Annotated in this window: 10 protein-coding genes; 7 read left to right on the top strand and 3 right to left on the bottom strand. The window is 45.8% G+C overall.

Translation table 11 applies throughout. The annotated features are described in order from the left end of the window. Positions 1-2 precede the first annotated feature (2 nt). Together L0U88_RS02675 and L0U88_RS02670 are read left to right on the top strand one after the other, a co-directional pair. On the top strand, positions 3-1,451 hold the full coding sequence (locus L0U88_RS02675; RefSeq protein WP_234864061.1) for a DUF1501 domain-containing protein: 1,449 nt from the start codon (positions 3-5) through the stop codon (positions 1,449-1,451). After that, complete coding sequence (locus tag L0U88_RS02670) at positions 1,451-3,577, top strand: FN3 associated domain-containing protein (RefSeq protein WP_234864060.1); 2,127 nt, start codon at positions 1,451-1,453, stop codon at positions 3,575-3,577. The genes L0U88_RS02675 and L0U88_RS02670 overlap by 1 nt, the downstream gene beginning before the upstream one ends. Before the next feature lie 149 nt (positions 3,578-3,726). Here L0U88_RS02670 and L0U88_RS02665 read toward each other — a convergent pair whose 3' ends face one another. Further along, positions 3,727-4,734, bottom strand: a complete 1,008-nt coding sequence (locus L0U88_RS02665; protein ID WP_234864059.1) for a LuxE/PaaK family acyltransferase — start codon at positions 4,732-4,734, stop codon at positions 3,727-3,729. Positions 4,735-4,786: 52 nt separating this feature from the next. Here L0U88_RS02665 and L0U88_RS02660 point away from each other — a divergent pair, with 52 nt between their 5' ends. Genes L0U88_RS02660 through L0U88_RS02650 form a run of 3 tightly spaced genes read left to right on the top strand, consistent with a single transcriptional unit; the run spans position 4,787 to position 7,249 of the window. Further along, the gene (locus L0U88_RS02660) at positions 4,787-5,257 is read left to right on the top strand and encodes a hypothetical protein (protein WP_234864058.1); all 471 of its coding nucleotides are present in this window, start codon (positions 4,787-4,789) and stop codon (positions 5,255-5,257) included. A 9-nt stretch (positions 5,258-5,266) separates the two neighbouring features. Next, a complete protein-coding gene (locus L0U88_RS02655) occupies positions 5,267-6,100 on the top strand; it encodes a UbiA family prenyltransferase (RefSeq protein ID WP_234864057.1) in 834 nt (277 codons plus the stop codon). A gap of 33 nt (positions 6,101-6,133) precedes the next feature. Continuing rightward, positions 6,134-7,249, top strand: a complete 1,116-nt coding sequence (locus tag L0U88_RS02650; RefSeq protein ID WP_234864056.1) for a M42 family metallopeptidase — start codon at positions 6,134-6,136, stop codon at positions 7,247-7,249. Between the two features lie 64 nt (positions 7,250-7,313). Here L0U88_RS02650 and porQ read toward each other — a convergent pair whose 3' ends face one another. Together porQ and lon are read right to left on the bottom strand one after the other, a co-directional pair. Beyond that, complete coding sequence (gene porQ, locus L0U88_RS02645) at positions 7,314-8,312, bottom strand: type IX secretion system protein PorQ (RefSeq protein ID WP_234864055.1); 999 nt, start codon at positions 8,310-8,312, stop codon at positions 7,314-7,316. Positions 8,313-8,446: 134 nt separating this feature from the next. Beyond that, the gene (lon, locus tag L0U88_RS02640; protein WP_234864054.1) at positions 8,447-10,849 is read right to left on the bottom strand and encodes an endopeptidase La; all 2,403 of its coding nucleotides are present in this window, start codon (positions 10,847-10,849) and stop codon (positions 8,447-8,449) included. A 225-nt stretch (positions 10,850-11,074) separates the two neighbouring features. Here lon and L0U88_RS02635 point away from each other — a divergent pair, with 225 nt between their 5' ends. Then, positions 11,075-11,896, top strand: coding sequence for a purine-nucleoside phosphorylase (locus tag L0U88_RS02635; protein WP_234864053.1), 822 nt, complete (start codon positions 11,075-11,077; stop codon positions 11,894-11,896). Further along, positions 11,896-13,911 carry a putative porin gene (locus tag L0U88_RS02630; RefSeq protein WP_234864052.1) on the top strand — a complete coding sequence of 672 codons (2,016 nt, stop codon included), beginning with the start codon at positions 11,896-11,898 and terminating at the stop codon, positions 13,909-13,911. Before L0U88_RS02635 ends, L0U88_RS02630 begins: the two co-directional genes overlap by 1 nt. Positions 13,912-13,915 lie beyond the last annotated feature (4 nt).

The raw sequence follows: 13,915 nt of genomic DNA, 5'->3' as shown, positions 1-13,915 counted from the left end.
TTATGGAAAAAGAATTGTATCAACATCATCTCAATATGAACCGGCGGCGTTTTTTAAGCCGCATGAGTTTGGGTATTGGTTCTGTGGCATTGGGTTCGCTGCTGATTCCCGATCTTTTTTCCGGAAAAGAAACAGAAGAAGCCGTTTTACAGCGACTCCCGCATTTTGCCCCCAAAGCGAAACGCATCATTTATTTGTTTCAGAATGGAGCGCCATCACAACTGGATCTGTTTGACTACAAGCCAATGCTGAATGAGCGTTTCGGAGAAGATCTGCCCGCTTCCATTCGAATGGGGCAGCGATTAACCGGAATGACTGCAGATCAGTCGAAGTTTCCATTGGCAGGCTCCACCTTCAAGTTCTCTCAATATGGTCAGGCCCGTGCCTGGATCAGTGAGCTGTTGCCTCATACTGCAAAAGTGGCGGATGAAATCTGTTTTGTGAAGAGTATGTTCACAGAAGCGATTAATCATGACCCCGCGCTTACATTTTTCCAGACCGGTGCGCAGGTGGGCAACCGTCCAAGTATGGGCGCCTGGTTGAGTTATGGACTGGGTAGTGAAAATATGAACCTGCCAGCCTATTGTGTGCTTTTATCAAAAGGACGAGGCAATGGACAGGGCGTATACTCCAAACTTTGGACCAACGGATTCCTTGATTCCGTACACCAGGGAGTGCAGTTCAGCAGTGGTGAAAATCCAGTATTGTATCTCAATAATCAGGAAGCTATAACCAAGATGGATCGCCGTTCCATGCTGGATCAGCTGGCCGCCCTGAACAACGAAAATTTCAAAGCCTTTGGGGATCCGGAAATCAATGCCAAAGTACAACAGTATGAAATGGCTTACCGGATGCAGACCGCTGTTCCTGAGGTTACCGACCTGAGCAAAGAACCGGAATCGATTGTTAAATTATACGGTCCGGATTGCCTGGTGCCGGGTACTTACGCAGCCAACTGTTTGCTGGCTCGCAAACTTTCTGAAAACGGGGTGCGCTTTGTTCAGTTGTATCACCAGGGATGGGATGGGCATGGAAACCTGCCGGGAGAAATCCGTGGACAGGCAATGGATACCGACCAGGCTTCAGCCGCACTGATTACCGATCTGAAACAAAGAGGATTACTGGATGAAACCCTGGTTATTTGGGGAGGTGAGTTTGGTCGCACCAATTATTGCCAGGGTCCGTTAGCTAGAGATAATTATGGACGGGATCACCATCCGCGTTGTTTTACTATCTGGATGGCGGGTGGTGGAGTAAAGCCCGGTGTATATGGAGAAACCGATGAATTCGGATATAACATCGTACAAAATCCAGTGCATGTGAATGATTTTCATGCGACTGTTTTACACCTGATGGGCCTGGATCATGAACGTCTTACATTTAAACACCTGGGTCGCCGCTACCGATTGACCGATGTGGCAGGAACCGTTGTAAAAGATATAATCGCCTGATGCGTACCTGGAAAACTCTCCTCTATAACCTGGCTTTTGCAGCCAATACACTCTTATTGTTTTTTGTTCTTGCTGAGCAATGGGTAGTAATTCCTTCCTGGCTCCAGGTAGCCGGAAGAATGCATCCCTTGTTGCTGCATTTTCCTATTGTATTGTTATTACTGTTGCTGATTTTCGAGTGGATGCCACAGGCCCGGAATAATTCTGACGGAATGGACCTGCTATGGTTAGGCACCCTCAACCTTACCGTTTTCTCTGCCTTATTTGGTTGGATTTTATCCCGGGAAGAAGGATATGGTTCCGACGCCGTTACCCTGCACAAATGGGGTGGCGTGTTTTTATCCCTGTTTGCATTGGTTTGGTATCATTTGCGCAAATGGATGCAATCCCGGAGAATACCGTTATCTGTATCCAGTGCCTTAATGATAGTGGGATTAATCCTGACAGGTCATCAGGGCGCAGTATTAACGCATGGGGATGATTTCCTGCTGGCTCCGGTAAAGGGAACGGAAAGCAGTCCGCCTGTTGCATTTGAAGATGCGATTGTATATGATCATGTAATCCAACCCATCCTGGAAGCAAAATGTGTAAGCTGTCATAACAGTTCAAAGGCCAAAGGGGAACTGGTAATGGAAACAGCTGCATCACTGTTGAGAGGAGGAAAAAATGGGCTGCTCTGGGACACTACGGCCAAGGAATACGGACTGTTGTTACAACGTGTTCATCTACCGCTTAATCACAAGGAACACATGCCACCAAAAGGTAAACCTCAGCTTTCCGACGAGGAGATCGCCATACTGTATCACTGGATAAAATCAGGTTCCAGTATGGATGGTAAACTGGCAGATTTACCGGAGACGGATAGTCTTCGTTTACTCACAGCTTCATTGTTTGTAAGTGGGGAAGAAGCAGTTTATGCATTTTCTCCTGCATCTGAATCCGTGATCGAAAAACTCAATTCTCACTACCGGATTGTACAACCGATTGCGGCAGAATCGCCGGCACTGGAAGTGAATTATTTTGGTGCCAGCCAGTTTAAGCCGGAAGAATTAAAAGATCTGTTGCAGATAAAAGAACAATTGGTTCATTTAAACCTGAACCGGATGCCGGTAACCGATGAAGACCTGGAACTGCTTAAACAGTTTCCCAATCTCCGGAACCTGAATCTTTCCTTTAGTGGCATCACGGATAAAGCATTGCCGGTGTTGAAACAACTTCCGTCTTTGCGTGAACTGAGTTTGTCTGGTACTGCCGTAACAACTGCTGGTTTAAGCTCAAACCCAATACCGGTAAAATCCCTGTATTGCTGGAGCACCGGTGTTAAGCCGGAAGATGTACCGACGCTTCAAAAAGCATGGGGTGAAACCCGGCTGGAAACTGGTTTTGCAGGTGATACTATACTTATTCAATTGAATCCACCCATTGTGCAGAACGATGAGCAGATTTTCAGTCAGCCTTTCGAACTCAAACTCAAGCATTTTGTTCAAGGGGCAGACTTACGGTATACACTGGATGGGTCTGAGCCCGACAGCTTGCAGTCACCTGTGTATAAAGGTCCCATTACCATTTCCAAAAGCACTCAGGTGAAGGCCCGGGCCTTCAAAAAAGGCTGGATCAGCAGCGCCACGGTAAGCCGGCAGTTTTTTGGAACAGGTGGTAAACCCGATTCGATTCGATTGCTTACAGCACCCGATCCGTCTTACAAAGGTTCCGGGGCGCAAACCCTGATTGATGAAGTAAAAGGAGATGGAAATTTCAGGAGCGGCAAATGGTTGGGTTATAAAGACAAGGACCTGGAAGTTCAGGTGGAATTTAAAGAACCCCGAAACCTGCAGATATTGTCAGTAAGTACACTTGTAGGAGTGGGCAGTTATATCATGCCGCCAAAAGAAATCCAGGTTTGGGGTGCCGAACAGGATGGAAAACCACAGCTGGTGGCTAAGGAAATACCCCGTCAACACACCATGGATACGGTGCAGTATCAAAAGATATATTCTGTAAAATTACCTGAAAAGAAATATAAACAATTGAAAATCATTGTAAAACATCTTCCTGTACTGCCATCCTGGCATCCTGGAAAGGGAACACCGGGCTGGGTATTTGTAGATGAGCTCTTCTTTGAATAAACAAAACCGGGAACCCTAAGGTCCCCGGTTAGTGGCTGGTAAGCAAGTAGCAGTAAGATTTGGTCAGTTAGCAGATAACGTAATAATATCCACCTGCATAATAAGACTACCGGAGATTTTAAATTGCTGCGTGAAATTTTAATTTTTTTTTAGACCGTCAATAAACTGCATCCGCGGATATCGCTGTTATCGACCCTGCCGAGTACTTCAAACCCTCCGTTTGCGTAGCGTTTGCCCATATCATCTGTAGCAATAAAAGCACAGGAATCAAGGTTAGCCAGGTCAATTATATTGATCACTCCAGCTTTGCCCTCAAACACGGGTTGGTTAACAGGGGAGGGGAGCAGGCTGAGCGGGTCGTCTTCCTCCCTGAGTAGTATCTGCATCCAATCGGGACAAAAAAAACGTCCATTATCTCCGCAATAACTCTGGGAAAGCAGTTCAGTCATGCCATATTCAGAATGTATAGCGGCTCCCGGAAAACTGGTGGCCAGCCGTTCATGAAGTGCTGCACGGGTGATTTCTTCTCTCCGGCCTTTCATTCCGCCTGTTTCCATAATGGTAACAGCAGGAAGGGGGAATGAATAAGCTTCTGCAAAATCCAGCAGGGCAAATGTAACCCCAAACAATAAAACTTTCTGTCGGGTAGCCTGCAGGCGCAGCAAGGTTTCTTTAAGTTTCTCCTGGTCGTACAGGTAAAATCCGCTTTCAGGATGAGCACTCTGTCGGATTAATTCATCTACCATTACTACCAGGCTGGAATGCTGGCGCTCGAGATAGGAGGGCAGTAACCCGATTATGCACCATTCAGAGGCATGCCCATAAAACTTGTTAAAGCACCGCGTGAAACTTTCCCTGTACAAATCAAGTGATCGTACAAAATGCCGGCTGTTAATGGTTCCCGTGGTGCCACTGCTTTCAAACCATTCTTCCTCCTGGAAGTTTCCTGATTTAATTACATGTGTTTTAAAAAAGCGGATGGGCAAAAAGGGGATTTCTTCCTTCGTTCTAACTTGAGCAGGCTTCCTGTTAATCGAGTCGCAAAACCTTTTGTACACGGGATTGTTTTCATATTGGTACAGGAAAACATCCAGGATCAGCGCATCCTGCTGACTGGCAGGAGTTGAGAAAATTTTATGAATCAATTCACTGCGCATGTTAGGTAAATCAACGGGTTGTTGATAAATTCGTTCACAATATAGACGCTTTATGATTAAGAAACTGGTACCTCTTTTTATACTACTGGTGACTTTTGCAGCATGCAGCAAAGATAAATTTGAAACCAAACCTACGTTGACGGTTAAGAATCAGAGCAGGGTAGTTCCTGCAGATAATGAAGCGATCTTTTTTGTCACCCTGGAATATACGGATAAAGAAGGTGATCTCTCTGGTGTTCGGGATTCCTCCATTTACTACCAGGCCGTTTTGCAGAATGTTCGTTCCGTGATTGGAGGACCCAATTATCCACCTGCATTTGGGTCTCTTCCTGAATTTCCTGAAAAGAGAAGTGGAGAAATTGAATTACGTTTGGATCGGTTTGCCTACTATAAACAAATTCAGAACAACCAGGGTGGTAATGATGCCAACGATACGATCGTATTCCGGATTGCGGTTAAAGACAGAGCAGGTAATGTAAGTGATACCGTAACTACTGAGCCGATTGTACTGTTGGGGCAGTAGATTTGCAGTATGCGGAACCTCGCAGACTTTTTACTCTTCAGCGCTGTTTTCATCGGACTTTGTGCAGTTGCTCTTTGTTGGGAAACCAATATACTACTCGGACTAAAACCCGCGCACTGGTCGCTTTACAGTTTTGTTTTCGGAGCTACCATATTACAATACAACCTCCACTATTTCTTTAAGAAACAACATGCTTTTCCAAGTGAACGGCAGGATTGGTCAATTCGCAACCGCACCACACAAAAGGTGTTAATCGGGATCGGCCTGGTGCTGATTGGTATCAGTATGTTCTGGCTGGAACCCCGCCATTTTATTGTACTCGTTGTATTGGCTGTTTTGGCTAGTCTCTATTCCTTTCCTTTATTGCCCCTGGTAAGAAAGCCTTTAAAGGAATATGGGTTGCTAAAAATTGTATTACTGTCGCTCGAGTGGACCCTTGTTACTGTCTGGTTCCCGGCAGATCAACAGGGAGTGGATATGACCAGTTATTGGTTGGTTTTCATAAGACGTTTCCTGTATATGTTTGTACTCTGCCTGCTGTTCGACCTCAGAGATAAGGAATTGGACGCAGCCAATGGAATCCGGACCCTTCCTGTTCGGTTCGGAACCAAAGCAACCTACCAATTGGCGGATGGCTTATTGGTTCTTTTTCTGGTTATTTCCCTCGGGCAGCTATTTCGTACGGGGAATTATCCGTTTTTTCATGCGATGCTGTTATCGGCAGCGTTGACCCGATTTGTGATTCAACAGACTAAAAAAATCAACAACGATTATATTTACCTCGCCGGTATTGACGGTATGATGCTGGTACAGGCAATACTGGTAGGACTTGGAACGCTGTAGATAGTATATTTGAGAACTTAAATCAATGGTCCCATGGCAAAAGCAAAGAAAGAAAAGAAACCCGAACCGATTCTTACCGAAAAGTCGCATGCGTTCATGCGAAATTATCTGAATACACCTTCTCCGGTTGGTTTTGAGGCGGAGGGACAAAAAGTTTGGCTGGAGTATATCAAGCCTTTTGTTGATACGCATTTTGTGGATCCTTATGGAACCGCAGTTGGTGTAGTGAACCCGGATGCTCCCTTTAAAGTGGTAATTGAAGCACATGCGGATGAGATCAGCTGGTTTGTCAACTATATCAACCCCGAGGGATTGTTATACCTTAAACGCAACGGTGGTGTTGATCACCAGATCGCTCCCTCACAGCGGGTATTCATTCACGGTAAAAAAGGACCCGTTAAAGCTGTATTCGGATGGCCGGCTATTCATACCCGCTTATCCAATCCAGATCAGAAAGAACCGGTAGCAAAAGTGGATAACCTCTTCCTGGATTGCGGGGCGAGATCAAAAAAAGAAGTAGAAGAACTGGGAATCCATGTTGGCGCAGTTGTAACGTACCAGGATGGTTTTGATGAACTGGCCAACGGTTATTATGTTGCCCGCGCTTTTGATAACCGCATTGGCGGAGTGATGATCGCGGAAGTAGCCAGACTGCTTAAAGAAAATAAAAAGAAACTTCCTTATGGACTATATGTGGTAAATGCCGTGCAGGAAGAGATTGGGTTACGGGGTGCTGAAATGATCGCTCGAAGGATCAAGCCCAATATTGCCATTATTACAGATGTGACCCACGATACTTCCACGCCCATGATCAGTAAAGCGATTGAAGGGGATGTGGTTTGTGGCAAAGGTCCTTCGCCCACTTTCGGTCCGGCTGTTCATAATAAATTATTGTACCTCGTGCAGGAGGTGGCTGAGAAAACAGGCATCCCCTTGCAGATGCGAACAGTGAGCAGAAGCACCGGAACCGATACCGATTCCTTTGCCTATGCCAATGATGGTTGTCCATCAGTTTTAATTTCCATCCCGTTGCGGTACATGCATACTACTGTGGAAATGCTGCATAAAAATGATATCGAACAAACCATTCGGTTGATGTATGAAACACTGTTGACGCTAAGCCCCAAGACAAACCTGAGCTATTTGTAAGTGAGATGTCAGACGTGAGATGTTAGACGTCTCACATCTCACGTCTGACGTCTCACTTCATACTTCATAATTCATAATTCACACTTACCTGATGGTATCCCTTTACGTTTGTGTAAAACGACCTGGCATAACGGAACTGGAAGCGGTTGAGAAGGAGGCCTGCTCCAAAGGAGAAGCCGGTAAATCCATTGCTGGTATTGGCGATCGATAATTCTCTTCGACGCAAATGGTTATACCCGATCCCCAGTTCAATTTTATCCCCGATAAATGCCTGTGCACCCAACACCAGGTGTTGAAAAACCTGGTCGGCTGTTGAAATGGTGCTGTCTGGTTTATAAAGAATCAACCGGTGCAAATCGCGTAGGGTAACCGAAAATTGAAGGGGTGCTTTTGACAATCGTTTGGTAATGCCTGCCTGCAGTTCAAAGGGAAGGTTTTCTGCTTGACCTGGTACAAAACTACTCAATTGCACTCCCATGTGTTTCATAACTAAGCCCGCCTGAAATTGCCGGGAACTATCGTAATAATTCATGCCCAGTGTAATTGCCATCCCGCTTGACCGGTAAGCGCCATAATTCGACTGAATAAACTGTAACGAGCCTCCGTAATACCATTTGTCGAGATAGCGCCTGGAGGCCGTCAATTGCACCTGGTAATCGCGGGGATTAAAATTACCCAACTCGTTGCCAGAAGGATCGGTTTGCGGAATAGATCCATACCCTATGTATTGCACCTGCGCGGCAAAACTCGTGGCGATTTTTTCTTTGTAGACAGCTGCCGACAGATAGTATTGTTTGATTCCCGCCGGCATTGGAGTAAAACTGAGCGAGAACTGGCTATGGTGTGTGGGCCTGAGGAGAGCAGGGTTTTGGTTAATTATGCCAAGATCGCGACTGATCAGACTGGTAGTTTCGCCCCCTACTGAACTTTGCTGAGCTCCGGTAGGCAGGCGGAGAAAACTAAAGATGGATTGACCTCCGGCAGTTTGCGCCTGTACTGTAAAACAGGCCCCAACTAAATAAGTGGCAGATAAGAAAATGATTAGAGATTTCAGCAATTGCATTCAGCTAGCCGGGTTGAGCAGGTAAAATAAAGAAAATCCCCCATTGACATGGGGGATCATTAACCCTAAAACAACCAACATGAAAAATTTCAATCGTATTAATTACAACGAACTCGTTGGATTGTTTATTAAAATTATTGTAAAGCCAGGTCTAAAACCTGTTGCATTTGTTTTACATAGTGGAAGTTTAATCCTTTGATAAAATTAGGATCGATTTCTTCCACATCTTTTTCATTTTGCCAACATAGAATAATGTCTTTTAATCCGGCTCTTTTTGCCGCCAGTACTTTTTCTTTGATTCCTCCAACGGGTAATACCTGTCCACGCAAAGTGATCTCACCTGTCATTGCCAGGTAAGGTTTTACCTTTCTACCAGTAAAGGCGGAGGTTAATGCCGTTAACATGGTAACGCCGGCACTGGGACCATCTTTCGGTACGGCACCTTCAGGAACGTGAATATGAATATTTCTTTTTTGAAACAATTCAGGATCAATACCCAGTTTTTTTGCATTGGCCTGCAGGTAGGTGAGGGCCGTTGAGGCACTTTCTTTCATCACATTCCCTAGGTTTCCTGTCAGCCTCAGTTCTCCCTTTCCTTCACTCAGGGTTGTTTCTATAAAAAGAATGTCGCCGCCAACATAGGTCCATGCGAGTCCAACAGCTACTCCCGGCATGTTGGCCGTTTTGTAGATTTCATTACTGTAGCGGGGTTTACCCAGGATTTCGGTGATATCAGCAATAGTAAGGGTTGGTTTCGCTTTTCCATGCATGGCCACTTCCTTTGCAACATTCCGCATAATGGCAGCCAGCTGACGATCCAGTTCCCGCACACCACTCTCCCTGGTATAATCTTCCACCACCTTTTCAAGAACCTTATCACTGATGCGAATGGTTACCTTGTCCAGTCCATGCGCTTCTTTCTGTTTGGGGATAAGATGCCTTTTGGCAATCTCCACTTTTTCTTCTACCGCATATCCGCTAAGGTCAATGATTTCCAGGCGATCTCGTAGTGCCGGCTGGATATTATTTATATTGTTAGCGGTAGCAATAAACAATACTTTACTCAGGTCGTACTCCAGCTCCAGGTAATTATCGTAGAACGTATGATTCTGCTCCGGATCCAGCACTTCCAGCAGGGCAGAGGAGGGGTCTCCCCGGTGATCGGCTCCCACTTTATCGATCTCATCCAGGATCATTACCGGGTTGGAGGATTTTACTTTCCGGATGGATTGCAGAATTCGGCCAGGCATCGCGCCGATATAGGTTTTGCGGTGCCCCCTTATTTCACTCTCATCGTGTAAACCACCCAGGGCCAGGCGAACATATTTACGTCCGATGGCGCTGGCAATACTTCTGCCTAGTGATGTTTTACCAATACCCGGAGGGCCCACGAAACAGAGGATCGGACTCTTCATATCACCCTTCAGTTTCAGCACTGCGATGTATTCAATAATTCTTTCCTTGATCTTGTCCATGCCATAATGATCATGGTCCAGCACTTTTTTCGCATGTTCCAGATCGTAAGCATCCTCTGTATATTCTTCCCAGGGAAGATCCAGCATCAGGTCGAGGTGGTTGTATACGATGGAATAATCCGGGGTGGAGGGGTGCATGCGTTCCAGTTTCTCAATCCCCTTCTGGAACATCTCAGCTGCTGCTTTTGGCCATTTTTTCTGTTCAGCCTTTTTCCGCATTTCCTTAATCTCCAGCTCATTGCTGTCGCCCCCCAATTCTTCCTTGATGCTCTTCATCTGCTGCTGCAGAAAGTATTCCCGCTGCTGCTTGTCGAGCTCTGTTTTTGTTTTATTGGTAAGTTTATTCTTGAGCTCAGCGAACTGTAATTCCCGCTGCAGGAGTTGCATAAGAATATCTGCTCTTTCCCCGATATCGTTGGACTGCAGAATTTTTTGCTTCTCATGTAATTCGGTATTCAGGTTACTGGATACAAAATGGATAAGAAATGCAGGGTTCTCAATATTTTTCAGAATGATGGCCGCCTCCGATGGAATATTCGGAGAGAGCTGGATGATCTGCGTGGCAAGGTCCTTTATATTAGCCACATACGCTGCAAACTGATCATCTGCCGGTGCTTCTCCTTCTTCCAGGAGTGCAACTTTGGCTCTGAAATAAGGCTCTTCGGTAGTGAAACTTTCCAGTTTAAACCGACGTTTACCCTGGATAATGACAGTGGTGCCACCATCGGGCATTTTGATCAGCTTCACTATTTTAGCAACTGTTCCAACTGCTTCCAGATCGTTCTGTTTGGGATCTTCCACATTGCTGTCCTTCTGCGCTAGCACACCTACCAGTTTATCAGCCTTATAGGCATCATTTACTGCTTTGATACTCTTATCGCGCCCCACAGTAATCGGTAATACTACACCAGGAAACAGTACCGTATTGCGCAGGGGAAGAATAGGTAAGTCCCCTGTAATTTCCAGTGTGGATCCATCATCGCTTTCATGCTCGTTCAGGGGAATTATGGGGATAAAGTCCATTTCGTCTTCCGGCCTAAAGAAAAAGTTCCGTTCGTTCATATTCGTCTGTTGTTATGACAAAATAACACATACTGCCTGTTTTACATAGGGCAGCTGCGGATTATTCGATAGGTCAACTATGGTGCCATGCCAGGATTTCTACACAAATTGGCGGACGGGACTCTTAAAAATGACATATAGTTAGGGGAGAGGCGCCGGCTACGGGACTGCAATCCTTATATTTGCGCCCCGTAGGTACAGCAAAAAACTGCGGAAAAATTCGATATGTCAGCATTGATGGACCAGTTAAAAGAAACGGTCGCGTATATCCAGGGGCAATGCTCCGTTCGGCCGGAAGTTGGTATTGTGTTGGGTAGCGGCCTGGGTAACCTGGTGGCCGAACTGAAAGTGGAGAAAGAAATCCCTTACCAGGACCTGCCACATTTCCCGGTTTCAACCGTAGAAGGGCATAGCGGCAAATTGATTTTTGGACAGCTTGGAAATAAAAAAGTATTGGCCATGTCAGGACGGTTTCATTTCTATGAAGGATATTCTGCCAGTGAGGTAGCCTATCCGATCCGGGTGATGAAACTGCTGGGAGTACATACCTTATTACTCAGCAATGCAGCGGGAGGAATGAATCCGGCATTTAATGTTGGCGATCTCATGATCATCCGCGATCAGATCAGTTTATTTGCTGTCAATCCCCTGATCGGAAAAAACGAAGCGGAACTGGGGCCACGATTTCCAGACATGAGTGAACCCTACAACAAGCAGGTGATTGTAAAAGCGCAGGAAATTGCGGCACGGTTAGGCATAAACGTGCACCAGGGTGTATATGTGGGAGTAACCGGGCCCACTTTCGAAACCCGGGCCGAATACAAAATGCTGCACCTGATCGGAGCAGATGCGGTTGGCATGAGTACCGTGCAGGAAGTGATCGTTGCGCGCCATATGGATATGCAGGTATTCGCCATCAGTGTAATTACCGACCTGGGAATCCGGGAGGAAGAAAATATCATTACGCACCAGGAAGTGCTCGAAGCTGCTGCGGCAGCTGAGCCCAAACTGACCGCCATCTTTAAGGAACTGGTTCAAGTGATCTGATGCTTTTACGTTTAGCTTATAGCATGCTTTTCCTTTGTTTGCTGGGTATCGTGGATGCCTATGCGCAAAATCCCATGCGGCGGTTGCCAGGTATGGGAGGCGGAGGTATGCGAGGAGGTTCTACCACCCAGGATAGTTTGAAACGACGGGATAGCAATGAAGATTCCATCACCATTTGGTTTCGCTATCTCGATACCTCTACAGTTCAGCGTCTTGACTCTTCCATTGTTGATTTTTATAAAAGATTCCCGGTTCCTGCCAATCATGTGTACCTGGGTAACCTCGGACTGGCAGCCAGGCCGCTGGGATTTAATCCTATTCTGAAAAGTGGCTGGGATCCTGGTTTTCATGCATTTGATCCATATAAACTGCGACTGGACCAGGTGCGGTTTTTTCAGACTACCCGTCCTTATTCTGAACTAGGGTATCTGCTGGGAAGCAATGCTGAACAGATCATCAATGTAATGCATACCCAGAACATCAAACCCAACTGGAATTTTGCATTTCAGTACAATCTGGTTAACAGTTTGGGGATGTTCAAAAATCAATCGACTAACCATAGCCGTTATCTTTTCAATTCTGATTATACATCCCGTAATAAACGGTACCATCTCTATTTTATAGCACTATCCAATTCCATGCAGGCCAATGAAAACGGCGGTTTGCAGGATGATTATGACTATATGGGTGACCTGGTGAGCTACCAGGAACGCAGTGCGATACCTGTACAACTGGGCGATTATGTTCCCTATCGCCGAAATGTCTTAAACAGCGCGCTGAATACGGGAAGCCGGCAAAGAACCACCACGTATTTGTTGAGGCAGCAGTATGATCTTGGCAGGAAAGACAGCATTGTAACAGACTCATCCGTAATACCGCTTTTTTATCCGAAGCTCCGGATCGAATACAACCTGCAGTACAACCGGCATCGATACCGGTATTTTGACCGTCAGCCCCAGGATAGTTTTTATATCAAAAACTATGATTTCCTGGTGCGGCCAGCCAATGACTTTACAATAGAAGAGTCGTGGAATGATGTGATCAATGATTTTTCGTTGTACAGTTTTCCGGATGAAAAAAATGCCCGCCAGTTTTTGAAAGCTGGCATATCCCTTCAAAATATGACGGGAACCTTTACTGACGGAAAGAGAACCTTCTATAACTTATTTATTCATGGCGAATACCGGAATAAAACGCGGAACCAGAAATGGGACCTTGAAGCCAATGGTAAATTCTACCTGGCTGGTTATAACAACGCTGATTTTGATCTGAATGCAAGTATCAAAAGATACATTAGTAAACAACTTGGATATATCCAGGCAGGCTTTCAGAATGTGAACCGGACGCCTTCCTACATTTTCGAACCCGGCAGCAGCTTCAGCCTGGTTGCTTTGCCATCCCTCAATAAAGAAAATATTACCCGGATATACGGTTCATTGGATAACCCGTTAAAACGCTGGAACCTATCGGCCAGTTACTACCTGGTGAGTAATTTTTCCTATTTCACTGATTTTTATAAACCCGCACAAGCATCGGCATTATTCAATGTACTGGAAGTGAGCGCGGAAAAAACTTTTAAAGTGGGACGTCGCTGGAACTGGATGGCCCGTGTACAATTGCAACAGAGAGCAGGGGATGGCCCGGTTAATATGCCAGTATTGTTTACCCACCATCGGTTTGGGTATGAAGGCACACTGGGATTTAAGAATCTTCGATTTGCAGCCGGGCTCGAGGGGAAGTATCATACAGCCTACAAAGCTGATTTTTATTCACCCCTGTTAACCCGGTTTTATTTCCAGGATACTGCTACCCTCCGGTTGAATTTCCCGGATATCGCGGCCTATGTGCATTTCCGGATCCGCAGTTTCGCGGCCTATGTTAGGGCTGAAAATCTGAATACGGCCGTTTCGCGTGATGGTGTTTTCGGGTTTTACAACAATAACCTGGCAGCTCCCAACTATCCATACCAGGGTCTGATGATCCGCGTAGGTATTTACTGGAGTTTCGTAAACTGACGAA

The sequence above is a fragment of the Flavihumibacter fluminis genome (genome assembly GCF_021491375.1).
Lineage (GTDB): Bacteria > Bacteroidota > Bacteroidia > Chitinophagales > Chitinophagaceae > Flavihumibacter > Flavihumibacter fluminis.
This window is presented reverse-complemented; position numbering and strand designations above follow the sequence as displayed.